Here is a 19173-nt window from a genome sequence, read left to right on the forward strand (position 1 = left end):
GGCTAAAACTTAAACTTACTAATCGTCAAATCGACGCCATTCTTCAATCCCGGCAATGTTTCGGCGACGGGCCTCGTCTTCACTCACATACTGCACAGGGTATGTTTGCGCGCCCATCATCCAGCGTGCCGTTGTCCGGGCAATGCGCCGACCAAATCTTTCTGCAGTCAGCCTGTCGCCAGGGTGGGGAGCGGTTTCCGCTGTGCCGTCTGCAACACTCTGAGTAATCAGCCCCAACCAGGAACCGTTTACGTTCACATCCGAAAAGCGACTATCAGAGTAGTTGCCACCCGGCTGATCCCCCACGCCGACCCAGACCATACTCATCTGTGCGGCGAAGACTGCCATTTGCTCCAACGCAATCAGCTTGTCGCCCGACCGAGAGGCAGAGTTGGTAAAACCTGCGGCGATTTTGTCTTTCCACTCTTGCCCCAGCCACGGCGTAAACCCGGTCTCGAGAAAAAGCTTAAACAGACCGTGAGCCGATCCCATGTAGGTTGGAGCACCGAAAACGATTGCGTCTGCTGTGGCCAAACGCGTCATGATGTCCTCGTTTTCCCAGCGACCATTTTCAGTGATATGAGCCGGCACAATCTCAATGAGGTCACTTTTCGCACCCGGAAAAGCGTCCACGCCAATCTTGATATGTTCTGCCACTGTTCTTGTGTGCCCGTGTCCCGATGAGTAAACGATCGCAATGCTGGCCATCTGTTCTCCTGTTATGGGCAAGGTGGCCGTAAAGCGGTAAAACGGCCATCCGGCCATTCTCACCCTGAGGTGGGTATTAGTTGAAATCCAAAGATAATGGTGCTGTCATCCACGCCATGGATGACAAAAAATTAGATTTGAACCTGCTGCTGGCTCTTGAGGCATTGCTCGCTGAACTCAATGTGACCCGGGCTGCGCGGCGACTGAACCTGAGCCAGCCGGCGCTTAGCGCGCAGCTGTCGCGGTTGCGTGCGGTCTTCGCAGACGAGCTTTTTATTCCTACGTCGCGAGGCGTTTTGCCCACGGCGATGGCAAGCGAACTGCAGACACCGCTTCGGCACGCGTTGGATCAGATGCGTGGGATCATCAGTGGCGCGCACATTTTCGATCCTGCGAACGCGAGCATCACGCTTGCCATTGCGTCTAGCGACTACATGCAAGTGGCCGTGCTTTTGCCATTCCTTCTTGAGCTGTATCTGGTCGCGCCGAATGTCAGAGTCATGCTCCGATTAATGCACGATAGCCAGGTGGTGCGGGCGGACCTTGAGCGAGGCGTCATAGACGTTGCCTTTTTGCAGTCGGAAGACGTTGAAGGGAGTGACCTGCGTTATGAGGACGTGCTGTTTGAGCGATACATCGGCATTGCTCGCAAGCACTCCCTCAGTGGCCTTCCGATGTCATTGGATCGCTTCGTTGAGGCAACCCACATCATCGTTTCTCCCCGTGCGGACGGATTCAGGGGAGCAACCGACGATGCACTGTCCGCCATCGGACGTTCACGGCGGGTAGCCTTCGCTGTTTCGTCGTTCGTCTCGCTGATTGAAGCTGTCTCGCGCTGCGAACTGATCGCCATGGCGCCAGAGCGATTGGCCGCCCGCTACTCAGACCGCGTCGATATATTCACCCCCCCTGTGCCGGTGGCGGGCTTCAGGATTGCAATGGTTTGGCACGACAGCACCCACAGCCATCCTGCCAGGTTATGGCTGCGCTCCCAACTTGCGGCTTTTTGCGCGCGCACGGCACCCACCATCAGAACAATTGAAGACCGAGTAACGTCCTGACGCTGCAGATTGGCGTAATGACGTATCCGCTGTGATCACCGGATACGAGAGTGGACTTAAATACGTCAAGCATGCCACCGAACACTCAGAAGGACTGTTCAGTGGCATCGGACTTACATCACCGACAAGGTTGCATCCATTGTAATTTCGCATTTGAAAATTTTCGATAACGTGCAATTCGCCCGCGCGCGTTCAGCACAGTACTGAAATTTTTCCTCGCCAAGACCAGGCACCTTTGCTTGCGTGATGACATGTACATTCTTTATTGCAGGATGCCCGTCATCACCGTAACCGAGGTCCACAGTAACCGACGTAGTAATGCTCTCTGCCACGACACCGATCATGCCAAAATTATTGGCAAGCGCCTGGTTAAAACAACCGGCATGCGCGGCGCCAAGAAGCTCTTCTGGACTCGCCCCAGGAGTACCCTCAAAACGACTTGAAAAACTGTACGCACTGTTTTTTAAGGTCTCGCTTTTCGTAGATAGAGTCCCTGCGCCCTCTTTCCAGGTGCCAACCCATGTAGCGTATCCGACGGATTTCATAATGAACCACCCTCTGCAGCTGAATGAGAAAGCCCTATCGCTTCCGGTTTTTTAAACGTGCCACACGCTGCCTTTACATCCTGTCTCACACCGCTCTCCTGGTAGCGGCATCGATCGGATTATGGAGCGCGCTTGCTCACACCTTGAATGTCCATCTGCGGTGCGGCGGCCAGGTCGGGAGGTAGAAAGTCTTTGTCAGGGTTGTAGTCAGCCTTGAGATAGCCTTTCAGCGCCTGAAGGTCCTGCGCGGACAACGTCCCCACGGCCTGTTTGAGTCGCAGGTTGTCCAATATGTAGTTGTAGCGAGTGTTGTTGTAATCGCGGACTGCCGAGAATAATTGCTGCTCGGCATTCAGCACGTCGACGATGTTTCGGGTGCCCACCTTGTATCCAACTTCAGTTGCCTGAACCGCACTCTGATTCGAGATGATCGACTGCTTGCGCGCCTGAACTTGCTCGACATCGGTACTCACGGCCCGAAATGAATTGCGTGTTTGCTCGACCACTTGACGCCGCAATCCCTCTCTCTGTTGTTCACTCTGATCCAGTCGTGCATCGGCCTCTACCACCTGAGAGTTTGTTAGCCCTCCGCTGTACAACGGAATGTTCAACTGCAGGGCTATCGTTCTCTGCTCGACATTGCCGCTGTAGGTGACACCCAGGCCATTAGGGTTCGAAAAGCCAAGGCTGTCGTTATCACCTTTCTGGACGCGCGCCACCAGGTCAACGGTGGGCGCATGCCCTGCTTTGCGTTGCCGCAACGTTTCCTCTGCCGACTCAACGGCGTAATTGCTGGCCTGCAGGTTTAAATTTTGCTGGGCCGCCGTGTCGACCCAGGCAGACGCATTAGCCGGTGAGGGAGGCAAAATAGGTAACGTGTGAACGATCCCCTGAACAGCGTTGTATTCCCGATTGGTTAAGGTGCTCAATGCCTGAAAAGCGTCATCGACCTGGCGCTCGGCGATGATGCGGTTAGCCCTTGAAGTGTCGTAACTTGCCTGCGATTGCAGGGTATCTGTTTTGTCCGCCAGCCCCGTTGCGAAGCGCTCATTTGACTGATCCAACTGACGTTTGAAAGCCGCTTCCTCGGCGTTTGCTGTCGCAAGATTGTCCTGAGCACGGAGTACTCCAAAGTAGTCATCGGCACTTTGCATTATCAAGTTTTGCTCGATAGCAGAAAGTTGCAGAGCCGCCTGCTCGCTAATAGCCTTTGCGGCACTGAGCTGGAACCACCGATCAGCGTGAACAATCGGCTGGCTCAATGTTGCCTGGTACGAATTCCCACTGCGGCTGGCAATCACCGATGGCTGATCGATTTCAGTCCTGGTGTTGTTCACTGTCGCGCCTGCCGACAGATTGGGCAGCAATCCAGCCCGGGCTTGCGGCACGATTTCACGTCTTGCGGTGTAATCGGCACGGGCAGCAGCCAAGTCCGCGTTATTGCTCACCGCATCCTCGTAAACACTGACGAGATCTATCTTGCTTGCAAGCGGGGCCGGGGTCGCCCAGCAAGGAGCCGTAGAAGCACAGAGCACGGCCAAAGCCAGCGGTAGGTTGCGCAGCATAAAATTTCCTGTGGGGAGAGGGTGATTGCTTGACGCCGGCCGGAATATACTTCATTTTTTAAAGCATGAATGCGTAATTTCAACGAGGCTTGAACAATGAAAAAACCTACCGCGGTTGTCGTAGGGGTTGGCGCCTTCAATGGGTTGGGCGCAACGTTATGCAAGCTCTTTGCATTTAAAGGATTTCACGTGCTGGCTGCGGGCAGAACAGCAGAGAAGCTCCACGCGGTCGTGGATCAGATAGCAACAATCGGAGGGTCTGCGGAGGCGGTTGTCACCGATGCCACGGATGAACAGCAGGTTTTGAAGCTTTTCGAAGTGGCCCAGAAAAACAGCAGCGATCGAATGCCACCTAGCCTAGTGGTATTCAATGCAAGCAATTTCGCACGAACGTCTTTTAGAGAAATCTCAGCCGCTCAATTTGAAGACTTTTGGCGCGTCAGCTGCCTCGCGGGTTTTTTAGTAGGGCGTGAGGCAGCCAAGTGCCTCACTGTGAATGGCGGCGGCACAATACTGTTCAGCGGTGCGACTGCCAGCCTTCGCGGGAAAGCCGATTTCGCTCACTTTGCCTCCGCCAAGGCGGGACTTCGGATGGTTTCGCAAACCATGGCGCGCGAACTCTCCCCACTCGGAATACATGTTGCGCATGTCATACTGGATGGAAGAATTATGCGCGAACACAGCATTGCTGCCCCCAAGCTGAATAACCGAAACAGGATTGACGAAAACCTCATGGATTTCGATGCCATTGCTGAAACGTACTGGCAAATTCACCAGCAGCCTCGCTCTGCCTGGACGCAAGAAATGGATTTACGCTCAAGTAATGAACACTTCTAACTTAACCCTTTACTTCCCTTAGTCGGTCTTTTATACGGCCGTTGCTGAAGCCCTTCGGTTGTCGAGTACTGATGGGCCTTCCCCTCCCCCATGACGACGATCATTTAAACGACTTAACCCCCAAGCGAGCACTCCCCTTGAGCCCAGGAAAGTGTTGTGGCCAGTGCGTAAAATCGTCGACAGGTTATAAAAAACGGCGAATCTGCCTAAAGCTTTTGAAGACCCGGACGACATCAGAGGGAGCAAATGCGGCAATTTCCTATTGGAGCAAACAACCGCGGTAACTGAGGTTCGTCTGCACCTGCCGAAGATGCGTACGGCTCTCGCTTCTCACTCCCTGTAAAAGTCATGCTTCTACGGGGATTCGTTTCAGGGTTGCAACATCGCTCACCTGCATAATCTCGGCCTGCCCCGTGAGTATTCGCGCAAAGGATTTGCTGCAAACCAAGTGGTCGTTCGGGTGGAAGCGATCCAGCAACTCCAACAACGGCACGGTAGTAGCGTCGCACGGCGTGCCGCCTAATAAACGGGTCCAGGCGTCATTGACGCGCACACTATCAACTGAAACATTTAGCTCCCAGGTACCTATCTGCATACCCTTGATAATGGCTGCAAGTCGTCGCCCTTCATCAGCCAATGCCTGTTCACGAACCGAACACAATGCCGCATCTCCTGCCGCATATAGATCGTCGGCAAAAGGTCGTTGTTTTACGTTGCAGGAGTCAGGGGCCGCAGGTTCGCCGTCGACTGGAAAGAATGACTGCATTATTTTTCCTTTGCAGGGAACCGTCCCTTTAGGCGTAATGTTTTAATCTTTTAATTAGCACAACAATATGGCTTGGCACCCCTCCTGTTATTGAGTGCTTATCATCCAGCAAAGGCGCTAGCCCGCCTGATCAGCTTGTGTGTTGAGGGCGATTTGGATCCGAGGGAGGTGGCCTCCTATGGGGTCGTGTTTACGACTATCGGGCAACCCGTCACACACAAAAACTCAGCGGCCCGGGGACATCCACATCATCGTCTGTTACAGTCGAAAACGAATATAGGTTCAATAATTAAAGCCGTAAACAGGTCCTCGTTTTTATCGAATAGAGCACCTGTCCAAGCGGGTCCCAGGCCACATTCACGGAGGAATGGGTGGGCTCACACCCCTTTGCTGTTACGTCAGGAGCATGTCGATGGAGTCCTTAAGGTTTGCTTATCCTCTGGCTAGCGCGGCGCTGGTCTTGATAATCGATCTGGTCGTCTGGCAATACGTCGACCCACGGCATTTACGTTGGAAGATGGTGATCCGGCTGTGCTTGTTTCTGTTGTTTAGCCTGGCGTTGCTGGATGGTGATTTGAGCCCGTTGTCTCCGGTCCAGGACGGCTTCACCCCCGCACGACATACCTTGGCGACCGTGTTGGCATTCATTTGGTGGCTATACGGCGCGAGGGCGCTGACCGCCTTGGCGGTGGTCATGCTGGAACCTCGCATTGGAGGAAAGGGGCATCTGTTGCAGGACCTGATGGGCGCGATCATTTTTCTGGTGGCGACGGTCGCAGCGGCGGGCTACGTCCTTGATCTACCGGTTAAAGGATTGCTCGCCACGTCAGGCGCCGTAGCCATTATCCTGGGGCTGGCAGTTCAGAGCACACTGGGTGACGTATTTTCCGGGATAGTGCTCAACGCGACCAAACCTTTCCGCGTCGACGACGTGATCTCGATTGACGACATTGAGGGCAAGGTTATCGAAATCGATTGGCGCTCGACTTACTTACTGACGGGCTCCGGCAGCATGGTCGTCATCCCCAATGCGATGGCTGCAAAGACACGGATCATAAACCTCAGCCGCCCGAACCGTTTTCATTCAGTTGTGTTGACGATTGAATTGCCGGTGCGCTTGCGCCCCAGCCTGGTTCTGGACTCACTTGAAAAAGCACTGCAGGGAAGTCGAGACCTATTGGCACAGCCCAAAGCGGGCGCAGTGATTAGAAAATCCGGCTTGCGTAGCGTTGAATACGAGATCACCGGTTTCATCAAGTCTCGTGATCGGCGCGGCGCAGTGCGCAATCAGCTCTACGACCTGATCTATCGCCAACTCGCCGCTTCCGACAGCCTTCGCCAACACAGGGAACAACTGACGCCGGCGACTCGCGAGTCGGCGGCACTCAATAGCGTGCCGATGCTGCGTACCTTAGACGAGACTGAGCGCACTGCGCTGGAGCGCCTGATGCGTCTGAGTTCATACCCTGTAGGGGGTGTCATTCTGCCTCAAGGCACGGTATCCGACGCGCTATTGATCATAGAGTCAGGCGTGGTAACGGTAGCGATCGAACGGTCAGACGGTTGGCACGAGTTGGGGCGCCTGGGTCCAGGCGACCTGATGGGTGAAAGTGGAATTATCGAACAGCTACCACTGCCAGTACGCTGCACTGCCCTGACGGATTGCGTGGTTTATCGCATCGATCGTGCTGACCTGGAGCCATGGCTACATGAGGGCAATCAGTTGGCTGAAGCGTTGGAGGGGTTGGCCAGCTTTCGGGGGCACGTCCGCGAAGTGGCCCTGCAACACAGGCCGGCCGCTGCAACGCCGAAGGGACTATTACACTGGATACGTAAAAGCGTAATGCCGCTTCCTCCTGGTTAACGTCAAAAAGCATGACTTATGTGATAAGCCCGCCCGGCGGGTAGGCTTATCAAGAGTCATATCAACTATCTCACTCGATCACACAGCAACATGAATCTGTTACTGGTTATCGATATCGTGATTTACCTGATTAACATATCCGTCAAATTGCGACAGTGACGCCACCGAATCAGAACCGATTCCCCCCTTTCTCATCGGGCGGTAGGAAGCTACTCGCGAGGCGCCAAGATGGTCCGAACCATCCGACGCTACGCGTGCGGCGCCCACATGGTCAGAACCATCTGACGCTACGCGCGCTGCACCCACATGGTCAGAACCATCTGATGCTACGCGTGCTGCGCCCACATGGTCAGAACCATCTGATGCTACGCGTGCGGCGCCCACATGGTCAGAACCATCTGATGCTACGCGCGCTGCACCCACATGATCGGAACCATCTGATGCTACGCGTGCTGCATGTAAATGATCGGAACCGTCCGACGCTACACGCGCTGCATGTAAATGATCTGAACCGTCCGACGCTACACGCGCTGCACGCACATGATCAGAACCATCCGACGCTACACGTGCCGCATGTACATGATCGGAACCATCTGACGCCACCTTCGCAGCACCCACATGATCGGAACCATCTGACGCCACCTTCGCCGCACCCACATGATCAGAACCGTCAGAAGCAACTTTCGCTGCGCCGACATGATCAGAACCATCGGACGTCAGTGACGCTGCGGGAGCGCCATCAGCCTCGACTAAAAAACTACTCGCCTGCGCACTGAATGCCGGCTGCAGTCCAAAGGGATAAATTGCAGCCACTGCGAGGATCAGCCCGGGAAAGCTCTTATATTTCATGACGTTCCTTCCTAAATTCGCCACACGTTAACGGTAAGGCAAAGTGTCGCTTCCAAACGTTTTCTAGCGATTGCCGCAATGAATACGGCAATCCAGCCACGAGAAATATCGGGCTATCAATCTGGACACTGAACCTATATCACTTTAATTATTAAAGCAGCAATCGAATCCCGTCAAGCTACAACGCTCGGGCGCTCAGGCTTTAGGCCAACGTGCAGCGTCTGATCCGATATCGCGGTTGCTGCTGGTCATCAGTGCCGATGTGTTTTTCATCAAGGCTCTGACTCCCTTCGCGGTAGTTGGGCTAGTCAGCCCGGTAACTGCGTCAGCAAGGTTTCGGTGGTGACGATGGCGTGGGCGAAGCTAGGGCCGTTGATTTCATGGGCGGCGTGCATGGCTTCGGCGCTGAAGGCCGCGGTAGCGTCGCGTACCAGGGTTACGTGGTAGCCCATTTCCATGCCGAAACGCCCGGTGGATTCGATGCAGGTATTAGCAACAAAGCCAACCAGAATGATTTTCTGAATGCCGCGCTGCTTGAGTTGCATGTCAAGGTCAGTGTTGGCGAACGAGCTCTGAGCCCAGTGCTCGTGAACGATCACGTCACCTTCCTTGGGGCCAAACTCGGGATTCCACTCTCCTCCCCAACTACCGACCGCAAACATCTGAGAGTCCCTTGCGGCAATTTGTACCGGGTTCATGTGCTTCCAGTGATCGAAGTCACCTGGATGGGAGCGGTGATGGGGCAAGATGAACACCTGCATGCCGGCGCCGCGTACCTTGGCCAGAATGGCTCGCAGGTTATCGAACATGCCGACGCTGTCGGCGGTTGCCTTGATGGCGCCGTAGAGCTTGCCACCCTCACTCATGAAGTCATTGTAAGGATCTACCAGCAGTAGCGCGGTGTGTTCCAAGGCATAAAGGGGAGCATTCATGAAATTTCTTTCCGAAGGTTGAGGATCAGAGGTACAGGTTTTTCTGCGTGGTTGCGCTGATGGTCAGTATCGGTATTTAGCCTTTCAGGACAGGACTCTCACCTGCCAATACGTGATTGAACGCAATGGCATATTCAGATGCGGATTGCTGGTTCTGTCCTGTCACAAGCTTGCCGTCGATCACCACCCGTATTTGCCATGGCTCTGCGTGTACGAAGTTGATACCCGCAGCTTCCATAACCGGTTGTGGGAAGTTGGGAATAAAATTGGCGCCGTAGAGATCCTCCACCAAGGCATCCTCCTTGCGGGAAAAACCAGTGGCACGCTTCCCGGCGACGCGAGCCGGATTATTCGCCAACGCAATCGCCCCATGACAAATCCCACCGATTACTTTGCCTTGCGCCCAGAAGTGTTCGAGGATTTCTGCGAGCTCATCATTGGGGTACAAGTCCACCGCCGCACCGCCACCGCCGACGACATGGATCGCATCATAGTTTTCGGGCACTACATCCTTGAGCGCTAGCGTGGCATCAAGTCGGGCGGTGAGTTTCGTGTCAGAAAGAAAACCCTTGGAGACGAGGTCATCCGCTTCCCAGGAACCTTCAGCGAAGGGGTCGCTGGTAGCGTCCCACTTGAGCTTTCCACCCGCGGGGCTTGCAAAATCCACCTCATGCCCGCGTTCGGAGAAATGCCAGTAGGGATGGGTGAGCTCGGCGAGCCAGAATCCGAGCGACGAACTGCTGACGATACATAAGATCTTCATTACCTGCTCCACGTGCTTAAGGTTAATGGCTCAGGGCGCGGGTTTGTCACCGTGCCCTGAAGCCGCCCCAATAATCTACACGCTTTAATAAATAAAGCTAACCACCCAAGCCGTTCGAAAATAACAATAAAAAATCGCCAACCATCGACGCGCGGCCTCTAAAAGCCCAAACGTAGACTTAGTATGAAACGCTTGTTGCTTCTATTTTTAAAGCTATAATCCAGTGACGCTTCCAGGCCATTTCCTTGACCTGCGCGCCCCTTGGAGAATCTCTTGACTACGCACACCTACCCTGCCAAGCAGACAGCCATTCTTCTGACTGATCCCTACAACGACTTTATGACGCCGGGCGGCAAGCTGTACGACGCAATCAAGGACGTGGCCACTGCGAACAACATGTTTGCCCACCTGCGCCAGATCCTCGACGCGAGCCGGGCGGCGGGCATCCAAGTCTTTATCCTGCCCCATCACCGTGCGCATGAAGGCGATTACAAGGGCTGGAAAAACGCCAACCCGTCACAGAAACATTCACACGAAATACAAGCGTTCGCGGCTGACACCTGGGGTGGCGAGTGGAGCGAGGAATTCGGTCCCAAAGCAGGCGATGTCATCATCCAGGAGCATTGGTCATTCAGTGGTTTCGCCAACACGGACCTGGATGAACAGCTAAAGCAACGCGGTATTCAGAACATCATTTGCGTCGGCATGATTGCCAATGCCTGCATTGAATCCACTGCCCGTTATGGAATGGAACTGGGTTACCACGTGACCCTGGTAAAAGATGCCACTTCAGCATTCAGCGCCGAAGCCATGCACATATCGCATGAGGTGAACGCGCCGTTTTTTGCCCACGCAATATTGACCACAGCCGAACTGCTCGCTCAGCTCCCTTCTTCGGCCATTGCGTACAACGACTGCCCTTAAGCCCGCTTTTATCGTGAAGACAAAGACCTTCTGATCTCCAGACAGAGCCAGTCCGGTCAGATCTCAACCCTTTTGAGAATTCCACTATCATGACGACCGATAACTACAGCTCCGATCAGACCGCCCTTCTGATTGTCGACCCGTACAATGATTTCATGACTGAGGGCGGGAAACTTTTCGACGCCATCAAACCCACTGCGGATGCGTCAGGTATGTATGACAACTTGCGCAAGATCATTCCCGCGGTGCGCGCGGCCGGCATCCAGATTTTCATTCTCCCGCACCACCGCTCCCACAGTGGCGACTTTGATAACTGGCAGCATATGACCCCCTTTCAAAAACAAGGGGTGCCTCTTCAAGCGTTTGCCAGAGGAACCTGGGGTGGTGAGTTCAACCCGGAGTTCGGCCCGCAACAAGGCGATGTGGTGGTGCATGAGCATTGGGCTCAGAGCAGCTTCGCGAATACAGACCTGGACCTTCAGCTAAAACAGCATGGCATTCAAAAAATCATTCTGGTCGGCGTAATTGCCAATAGCTGCATTGAGTCGACCGCTCGGTTTGGTGTCGAGCTGGGATACCACGTGACACTGGTTCCTGATGCCGCTGCCGCGTTTAGCCCCGAAGGCATGCACGGAGCGTTCGAGGTAAATGGCCCGACCTTCGCTCATGCAATCCTGAAAACGGACGCTCTGATCAAAAAATTACCGGCCGCAGGCCTGTAATCCCAAGCGGTATTGAAACGAAATAAACGACTCCCCAGGAGATCATCATGCGCCCTGATATTCATCCGCTCTACCGCAACGTTCTGTTTCATGACACCTCGGCGAACGTATTTTTTCTTATTGGTTCGACCGCCGAAACCGACAGGACTTACACCCATACCGACGGGAAATCCTATCCTTACATTGCCCTTGATGTATCGAGCGAGTCCCATCCCATCTATACCGGTCAGCAACGACAAACCACTTCCGAGGGACGCGTAGCCAGCTTCCAGAAGCGTTTTGGAGCCATCGGTACCAAACGCCCAGAGTAACCACCGCTTGCGCATCAATGGTAGAGGCTGCAACGTCCCGCTGTGTGCTCTCCCAGCCGCTTATCGAGTGAGGTTTGCGGCTTCTGCCTCCCTAAACACAAACACCAGCCTGCAGATTCTCATTCACTGAGCGGCCCCTGCTCGCTCAAGAAACACAACAAGAGAGCAACCATGCACGATAGTGTGCGACAGGTAGAAACCGTCTTCTTCCTACTCCTTTTTTTCGTCATTGCTTTTGGTGCCTTGGCCCGTCGATTGAAAATCGCCTACCCAATCGTGTTGGTATTAGCCGGTTTGATTGTCAGCTTTGTCCCTGGCTTGCCAGTCGTGAGCCTGAACCCTGATGTGGTGTTTCTTGCGATCCTGCCTCCCCTGCTTTTCCACGCAGCCTGGGTCACATCGTGGCGTGAATTTCGATACAACCTTGCCAGTATCTTGATGCTCGCCTTTGGGCTGGTCGCGTTTACCGTGGTCGGTGTTGCATTGGCCGGTGGTACGCTTTTTCCGTTTTTGGACTGGCGTACGGGAATTATTCTCGGGGCGATTGTGGCACCGACTGATGCCATCGCCGCCACCTCGATCGCTCGTCGCCTGGGATTGCCCGAGCGCGTCGTTGATGTGCTTGAGGGTGAAAGCCTGGTGAACGATGCCACAGGATTGCTCGCACTGGAATTCGGTATAGCCCTGGTGGTGGGTAACCATACGCCCAGCGTTGCCGATGAGGGCGTTCGCCTTTTTTGGCTGATCACAGCAGGCGCGGGTATCGGGTTGACTATCGCCTGGATCGTGCGGCGCATTGAGCACTTTATTGACGATGGCCCGATTGAAATAACACTGGTACTGATTACTCCCTACATTGCGTATATAGCGGCCGAGGAAGCGCATGCGTCAGGTGTGCTCGCCGTAGTGGCGTGCGGTCTTTACCTGGGTCGTCACAGTTCCGAGTTCTTTTCCCCTGGCAGTCGGCTACAGGCCTACGCAATGTCAGATGCACTGGACTTCATTCTGAACGGGTTGGTGTTTGTCCTGATTGGATTGCAGTTGCCGCTGGTACTTGCCGGCCTGCACGACTACGGCCCTTGGTTGCTGCTTGCCTATGCTGCCGGATTCAGTGTTTTCATCATCGCCCTCCGACTCATTTGGGTCTACCCCGGTGCGTATCTCGCGTATGTCATCCGCAGACGCTTTCAGGGCCAGAACGAAGCCCTTCCATCGGTCAAGTCGCTGTTTGTTGTAGGTTGGACTGGAATGCGAGGTGTTGTCTCGCTGGCGGCAGCGCTCTCGATTCCGGAGTACATGGCTGACGGAGCCCCCTTCAATGGTCGCAATCTGATCATTTTCCTGACCTTCAGCGTCATCCTGGTCACCTTGGTGCTGCAGGGACTTACCTTGCCGCCATTGATCCGTTTACTAGGGCTAGGCAGTCGTAGCGGGATCAACTGCGAGGAGCACACAGCACGACATTTGATGATCAGCGCAGCCTTGGAACACCTCGACACAGCACACAGCAAAGCGCTGATCAATCACCCCCCAGGCGTCGCACAAATGTATGACGACCTGCGCTCATTTCACCGCTCTCGCCTGGAAGGTTTGCTTTATCAAGAAGATCGCTACTCGGATGTACAGGGTTACGCCGCTTATAAGGAAGTTTCCCGCAATTTATTGAAGATAGAACGAAGTACCGCGCTTGAATTGCGTCGAGACGGGCGAATCAACGACACGGTGCTTCGGCGCCTTGAGCGTGAACTTGATCTAAGCGAAACACACATCAGTTCACTATGAGAAATGGGTATAGCCGGCAGGTCGACCCGACGAAATCCTTATAGGAGGGAAACCAGATAACCGCCTGTGATAAATATGCTTTAAAATTAAAAGCCTATGCCGTAATCTCCCAATTAGCGCCTAGGACATTTCGTTTGCACAAGGGCGCAGAAAGCCCCCGAACGAATACAACTGAAGTTTTCGATAATCGATGGACTGAACAAGGGCGAACGTACAACAACGCATGCTCTGCTAGAGCGGTGTATGCGTATGCAGTAGGCACCTAGACGGCCACAAGGGGGTCACGTTTGAAAGGCGACTCATTTTCCTTATCTTTTGGACCGTTTTCACTGGAACTTCCCCAGCGCACACTCTCCCGGGAAGGCCAGACGCTGCGCCTGGGCAGTCGAGCCACCGATATCTTGTTGGCCCTGATCGAAGCCAAAGGCGAACTGGTCAGCCGAGATGCTTTGATCGCTCGCGTGTGGCCCGACACTGTTGTCGACGAGGGCGCACTGAGGGTTCACGTATCCTCAGCCCGAAAGGTTTTGGGAGACGGCGTCGATGGGGCTCAGTACATCACTAACGAGCCCGGTCGCGGATACCGATTTATTGCCAGAGTCACAGGGGCGATGTTGGCGCCAAGTAACGCTTCCAGCCATGCGCTCCCGGAACACAACCTGCCAGGCCAGATTTCACAAGTCCTCGGCCGTACTGACATCGTCCAAAAACTCGCAGCACAGCTCAGCGAACGACGCTGCCTTACCATTGCGGGCCCCGGTGGAATCGGGAAGACAACAGTCGCCATTGCTATTGCCCACCTCTTTCTGGAACAGAATATCGGGCCTGTTTGTTTTGTGGATCTGGCACCCCTGTCAGACACCAGCTCTGTGGTCGACGCATTGGCTGCGTCGTTGAGGATACCCATTGCCGGTCGTGATGCCATGAACACCATCATCGCCGAAATAGCAGAAGGCCCACGTTTACTGTTACTCGATAACTGCGAGCATCTCATCGAGCAGGTCGCACCGCTGACAGAACGCCTTCTGCAAGATACCCGCTCCGTTCAATTATTGATTACCAGCAGAGAGCCGCTAAGGGCCGAAGGCGAATGGATACATCGCTTGGCCACGCTCGCGATGCCAGCCGCCAAGGCCACGATGACGCTCGAAGAGACCGCCGACTTTCCAGCCGTGCGTCTCTTTATTGATCGTGCAACAGCTGTACGCGATGACTTTGTATTGAGCCATGAGAATCGCGACGCGGTGTGCGACATCTGTCGTCAACTTGACGGCATCCCCCTGGCCATCGAGTTTGCAGCGGCACGAGTTGATTGGTTGAGTGCACAAGCCATTGCCGACCACCTGGATTCACGCTTCAAGATTTTGACCAAAGGACGACGCACCGCCCTTCCTCGCCATCAAACACTCGAAGCCACGCTTGACTGGAGCTTCGACCAATTGACCCTGTGTGCCAAAGCGGTCCTGCGACGAACCTCACTGTTCAAAACCTCATTCAATACCAGCGCAATGATTGCGGTGGGGACCTGTCACGTTTTCGACGAGTCCGCGGTGTTCAACACAGCCAGCGATTTGGTTGCCAAATCATTGCTGACCTGCGATCTCTCGAAGGGTGAAACCCAGTACCGCTATCTGGACACCACCCGTCATTACGGACTTGAGAGGCTTTCACGCAGCGGCGAGGACCACTTCGCCAAACGTAAGCACGCGCAGTACTGTCGGGACTTATTTGTGGAAACGCAAAAAGCCTGGGACGGTAATGCGCGACTCGAATGGCGTGACCTGCACAGCCGACGCATCGATGACATTCGCGCAGCACTCGATTGGGCGTTCTCGGAAGATGGCGATATCGAACTGGGCATTGGCCTGGTCGTGGCCTCGTCGTTCCTGTGGTTTCATTTATCCATCGCTAACGAGTTTTTTGCTGTCGCTAAACGGGCGCTCACACTGATCGACCAGACCGCGCTTTCTGGCACGTCATTGCATGTCGACCTGCTGACCGTTTATGGACAGTCACGCTGGCATACTTTCGGCCCGGAACAAGCAATGTCCGATGCCTTCGAAGATGCCCTGAAACTTGCGAGCACATTAAAAAACAATGCCTTGGAAATGCGCGCCATCTGGGGACTATGGATGCAGCGATTACTAACCGGGCGATACGTCGAAAGCCTTGACCACGCTCATGCGTTCTACGCAATGGCATTGCAATCCGGATCCCAGGGAAACATTTCAACCGGGAACAACATGATCGCACTGTCACTGCATTTCCACGGGGATGTTGTTCGTGCAATCGAGCTGATTGAACTCGTGCTCGCCGATGACGCAGTTCCTTCTCGGATAACCCACGCAAACGCCGCGCAGGTCGATGGCTACTTGTCTGCGCAAACGCACCTGATGTTGTTTACATGGCTTCACGGAGACGTCAGTCGGGCATTGAATATTGCCCGGACCGTCGCCAGGGAATCGATTGTTCTGGACCACGACCTGACACTGTGCGCAGTCCTGACGACAGGCGCTATTCCAGTGGCCATCTGGTCGGGTGATTTCTCCTTCGCAACCACCATGACAGCACTGCTGCGCGAACGAGCACAGCGACACGGCATGCGTTACTGGGATCGCTGGGGTGAAGGGTTCGAATCTGTTTTGAAAGGCAACGCTGTCGATCTACGGAATGCGACGCTGATGCAGATCGAGACCTTCGCAACCATGGGGCTCGACGCGGCACTCGACATTCTTGACGCCCGCGAACACCATTTAACGCAGAGTTGGGCGCAACCAGAACTGCTGCGTCGACATGTCTTGCGTTCCAGTACACCCGTGAGTCCTGCTGCGATTACTCAGCTTGAGTCTGCACTGGATATCGCAGAGCGCCAATCGGCACGCATCTGGCAATTGAGAATTGCGCTGAGCCTGGCAGAAGCACACAAGACGTTGGGTAACGGCGAAGCAGCTCGGGACTACCTGGTTGATACCTTGCAGCATTTCAGCACCGCCGGCGATAACGCCGACGTGCAAGCTGCGCAACGGTTCGTCGCACTGTCAGAAAGCGTTTAACCCTTTGCTTATTGCACCATTCATTCGAAGAGCGCCGATCTCAATGCTGAACACGCCTGTCGCAACGCAGCGCTGGCGGGGGCGGTGTCAGCCAGATTATCGAGCAGCATAAAGTCGTGAATACACCCGACGTAACGCGTCGCGGTTACCGCAACCCCAGCCCGGATCAGTTTGCGGGCATAGGCCTCGCCTTCATCGCGCAATATGTCGTTTTCCGCCGTAATGATCAGCGCTGCCGGTAACCCCTGTAGAGCAATGACTGATGCGTTACCTGGTAAAGCCTCGGCATCGAACAGCGACTCGGTTGGAAATTGCATATCCACGTAATGGTGCATGGCCCTTGCCGTAAGCCATGGCCCACACGCAAACTCGTGATAAGACGGCGTTTCACCCGGCGCCGCCAGTACCGGATACAACAACAGTTGAAACAGGATGGTCGGTCCGTTACGACGCTTGCTAAGTAATGCCATGACTGCGGCCATGTTACCGCCTGCACCATCCCCCGCCACCGCGAGACGGTCCCCTATCAACCTCAGTTGCGCCGCATGCTTTACAACATGACACATGGCGGCGTACGCCTGCTCGTTTTGAACCGGGAAACGCGCGGCAGTCGACGTTGCATAATCCACGAACACCACAGCAACGCCTGCTCCGACTGCAAGTTGAGAGGTTAATCGATCATGGCTGGCCAAATCCCCCATGATCCATCCACCACCGTGGAGATACACCACAATAGGCAGCCGCTCGGTCTCTCCGAATTTGCGAATGATATGAACGGTTACATCATCGGCGGCGGCACCGCTTACGATAAACGACTGAACCTCAACCGCTGGTGTGCCCTGAGCACCTGATTGCAGGCCTGCCCATTTAGCCTGAGCCAGCCCGCGATCAAGCAAGTGCAAGGGGGGATCATCTGTCTCCGCAAATCGATCGAGAAAGGCCTGTGTTTCCTGGTCGAGAATAGGGTGAGCAGAGGCAGGAGCAATCAGCTCCGGGCAATCATCGACGATTTTGCGGGGGGGCTTCATGAATTGAAACTCGCTTTTTATGGTGAAAGTTCAACCGACGCCTGGCGCGCTGGAGAACGCTTACTCATGACATCAGTCGTTTCGCGGACGCGTCAAAAGGCAACGACTATTACTGGTCGCAAGTACCGTCCACCAACACACCGATGCGTGATCGAAACCACTGGTTCGCGCGGGCTCGATCCAACGAAACAGGCCATGTCAGCGTAAGAGTTGTGGTGTAAGGGGATATAGGCAAAGGCTCTGATCTCACGCCGCCTTGGGACACCAGGATGTCAGCAACATGCTTCGGAACAATCGCAATGCGATCAGTGCCGGCAAGGACCGAACGAAGACAGCTGTAGTTAGGCACCGCCAATGCTATATGACGCGTATGACCTAGTTTCATGAGTTCACAATCAATGTGACGACTCACCTGTTCAGAGCCTGGAGTCACAATGTGCGAGCGCATGCAAAACGCACGAATACCAATAGGCCCCGGCACACAGTCAGCTCTCAAGACGTGAAAATCAAAAGAGCGAAGATCGTGCTGCCTCAGGTGGGCATGTGTTGGCAGATCGTACCCCACCACCAGCGAAATCTCGCCAGTGTTCAGACGGTCTGGCAGGGTTGCCCAATTATACTGATGTAATAACAGTACCATGTGAGGCGCCGTGCCCTGAACAGAGTGGACGAGCTTGTTTAACAGACCGAATTCAATATCCTCCGAAAGACTGATGCCAAATGTCACTCTACTGGTGGCAGGATTAAAATTAAGATCAGCGCACTCAGGGTGCAGCACAATGGGCACATTCATTAATTCGTCTCTACTCAATAGGCCACCCTGGCGCCCAGGTGGATGTACAAGCACTTCACACGGCGCTGATAAGGTATTTACCAAAGGCACCCGAGCAGCACACGAACTGCCAACTGCTCATATAAAATCCGCGACCTTCGACCCTCTGACCTCAACAATATCGTTGCACCTCGCACCTTAATCGATACTGCACATTACTTTAACGCGACCCACGACCCTGCGCGAGTTAAGCGCCGCTAAATCTTGTTAACTGTTGTGCCATATATGCCCCTTACCGTCAGAAAAGCATATGTTTATTAAGGGTGGTGCACCACTCAGCCACACCCCACGAAACTTATACCTAAGTACTTTATCTTAGTACTCAACACGGCGTCGCTGTCAGTATTACTCTATGAAACGCAGTGCCTTCACCTCCCTGTATTCATAGAAGCGGTTTGAAGCAGGTAAGCCCAATGTTCTCAATAAAGCCCTTGGGAATAGCCTCCTACAAAAGCCAGTCCGATAAATATTGCTTCAAATACTGAACCTACATAGAATGTCGTCCAGAGTCTGGGCATGACGCAATCCTGAACCAGGGATCGATCGGAAATTGAGACACAGCACAGGCAGATTTAGGTGCTTGCGCTTGCGCCACCCAGTACCGCTCTACCCTCCCGTAGGCACCTGAAAT

17 protein-coding genes are annotated in these 19173 nt (G+C 54.3%); 8 read left to right on the forward strand and 9 right to left on the reverse strand.

The annotated features are described in order from the left end of the window. Nucleotides 1-18: 18 nt before the first annotated feature. Nucleotides 19-708 carry a flavodoxin family protein gene (locus tag ACF0H7_RS17800; protein ID WP_397448218.1) on the reverse strand — a complete coding sequence of 230 codons (690 nt, stop codon included), beginning with the start codon at nucleotides 706-708 and terminating at the stop codon, nucleotides 19-21. 80 nt (nucleotides 709-788) lie between these two features. On the opposite strand from ACF0H7_RS17800, the gene ACF0H7_RS17805 reads away from it, so the two are divergent. Next, on the forward strand, nucleotides 789-1769 hold the full coding sequence (locus tag ACF0H7_RS17805; RefSeq protein ID WP_397448219.1) for a LysR family transcriptional regulator: 981 nt from the start codon (nucleotides 789-791) through the stop codon (nucleotides 1767-1769). 113 nt (nucleotides 1770-1882) lie between these two features. On the opposite strand, the gene ACF0H7_RS17810 is transcribed toward ACF0H7_RS17805, so the two are convergent. Further along, a complete protein-coding gene (locus ACF0H7_RS17810; protein WP_397448220.1) occupies nucleotides 1883-2314 on the reverse strand; it encodes an OsmC family peroxiredoxin in 432 nt (143 codons plus the stop codon). A gap of 119 nt (nucleotides 2315-2433) precedes the next feature. Then, the gene (locus ACF0H7_RS17815) at nucleotides 2434-3879 is read right to left on the reverse strand and encodes a TolC family outer membrane protein (protein WP_397448221.1); all 1446 of its coding nucleotides are present in this window, start codon (nucleotides 3877-3879) and stop codon (nucleotides 2434-2436) included. 96 nt (nucleotides 3880-3975) lie between these two features. On the opposite strand from ACF0H7_RS17815, the gene ACF0H7_RS17820 reads away from it, so the two are divergent. Continuing rightward, nucleotides 3976-4716, forward strand: a complete 741-nt coding sequence (locus ACF0H7_RS17820; RefSeq protein ID WP_397448222.1) for an SDR family NAD(P)-dependent oxidoreductase — start codon at nucleotides 3976-3978, stop codon at nucleotides 4714-4716. A 346-nt stretch (nucleotides 4717-5062) separates the two neighbouring features. Here ACF0H7_RS17820 and ACF0H7_RS17825 read toward each other — a convergent pair whose 3' ends face one another. Next, the gene (locus ACF0H7_RS17825; RefSeq protein ID WP_397448223.1) at nucleotides 5063-5482 is read right to left on the reverse strand and encodes a hypothetical protein; all 420 of its coding nucleotides are present in this window, start codon (nucleotides 5480-5482) and stop codon (nucleotides 5063-5065) included. 412 nt (nucleotides 5483-5894) lie between these two features. Between ACF0H7_RS17825 and ACF0H7_RS17830 the strand changes: the two genes are divergently transcribed. Next, nucleotides 5895-7346, forward strand: coding sequence for a mechanosensitive ion channel domain-containing protein (locus tag ACF0H7_RS17830; protein ID WP_397448224.1), 1452 nt, complete (start codon nucleotides 5895-5897; stop codon nucleotides 7344-7346). 99 nt (nucleotides 7347-7445) lie between these two features. Here ACF0H7_RS17830 and ACF0H7_RS17835 read toward each other — a convergent pair whose 3' ends face one another. The 3 genes from ACF0H7_RS17835 to ACF0H7_RS17845 all read right to left on the reverse strand — a co-directional run bounded on the left by ACF0H7_RS17835 (nucleotide 7446) and on the right by ACF0H7_RS17845 (nucleotide 9890). Then, nucleotides 7446-8195: a hypothetical protein gene (locus tag ACF0H7_RS17835; RefSeq protein ID WP_397448225.1), complete on the reverse strand. Its 750-nt coding sequence runs from the start codon at nucleotides 8193-8195 to the stop codon at nucleotides 7446-7448. A 308-nt stretch (nucleotides 8196-8503) separates the two neighbouring features. After that, on the reverse strand, nucleotides 8504-9127 hold the full coding sequence (locus tag ACF0H7_RS17840; protein ID WP_397448226.1) for an isochorismatase family cysteine hydrolase: 624 nt from the start codon (nucleotides 9125-9127) through the stop codon (nucleotides 8504-8506). 76 nt (nucleotides 9128-9203) lie between these two features. Next, nucleotides 9204-9890, reverse strand: a complete 687-nt coding sequence (locus tag ACF0H7_RS17845; RefSeq protein ID WP_397448227.1) for a type 1 glutamine amidotransferase domain-containing protein — start codon at nucleotides 9888-9890, stop codon at nucleotides 9204-9206. 273 nt (nucleotides 9891-10163) lie between these two features. Here ACF0H7_RS17845 and ACF0H7_RS17850 point away from each other — a divergent pair, with 273 nt between their 5' ends. The 5 genes from ACF0H7_RS17850 (at nucleotide 10164) to ACF0H7_RS17870 (ending at nucleotide 16682) form a co-directional block, all read left to right on the forward strand. After that, nucleotides 10164-10814: an isochorismatase family cysteine hydrolase gene (locus ACF0H7_RS17850; protein ID WP_397448228.1), complete on the forward strand. Its 651-nt coding sequence runs from the start codon at nucleotides 10164-10166 to the stop codon at nucleotides 10812-10814. Between the two features lie 89 nt (nucleotides 10815-10903). Then, on the forward strand, nucleotides 10904-11536 hold the full coding sequence (locus ACF0H7_RS17855; protein ID WP_397448229.1) for a cysteine hydrolase: 633 nt from the start codon (nucleotides 10904-10906) through the stop codon (nucleotides 11534-11536). A 47-nt stretch (nucleotides 11537-11583) separates the two neighbouring features. Next, entirely contained in the window at nucleotides 11584-11847 is a 264-nt protein-coding gene (locus tag ACF0H7_RS17860; protein ID WP_397448230.1) for a type B 50S ribosomal protein L31, read from the forward strand. Between the two features lie 171 nt (nucleotides 11848-12018). Beyond that, nucleotides 12019-13629: a Na+/H+ antiporter gene (locus ACF0H7_RS17865; protein ID WP_397448231.1), complete on the forward strand. Its 1611-nt coding sequence runs from the start codon at nucleotides 12019-12021 to the stop codon at nucleotides 13627-13629. Nucleotides 13630-13916: 287 nt separating this feature from the next. Next, nucleotides 13917-16682: an ATP-binding protein gene (locus tag ACF0H7_RS17870; protein WP_397448232.1), complete on the forward strand. Its 2766-nt coding sequence runs from the start codon at nucleotides 13917-13919 to the stop codon at nucleotides 16680-16682. Between the two features lie 20 nt (nucleotides 16683-16702). Here ACF0H7_RS17870 and ACF0H7_RS17875 read toward each other — a convergent pair whose 3' ends face one another. Together ACF0H7_RS17875 and ACF0H7_RS17880 are read right to left on the reverse strand one after the other, a co-directional pair. Beyond that, entirely contained in the window at nucleotides 16703-17710 is a 1008-nt protein-coding gene (locus tag ACF0H7_RS17875) for an alpha/beta hydrolase (RefSeq protein WP_397448233.1), read from the reverse strand. 109 nt (nucleotides 17711-17819) lie between these two features. Then, nucleotides 17820-18503 carry a LysR substrate-binding domain-containing protein gene (locus tag ACF0H7_RS17880; RefSeq protein ID WP_397448234.1) on the reverse strand — a complete coding sequence of 228 codons (684 nt, stop codon included), beginning with the start codon at nucleotides 18501-18503 and terminating at the stop codon, nucleotides 17820-17822. Between the last annotated feature and the right edge of the window lie 670 nt (nucleotides 18504-19173).

It is taken from the genome of Pseudomonas sp. NA-150, from assembly GCF_044336365.1.
Lineage (GTDB): Bacteria > Pseudomonadota > Gammaproteobacteria > Pseudomonadales > Pseudomonadaceae > Aquipseudomonas.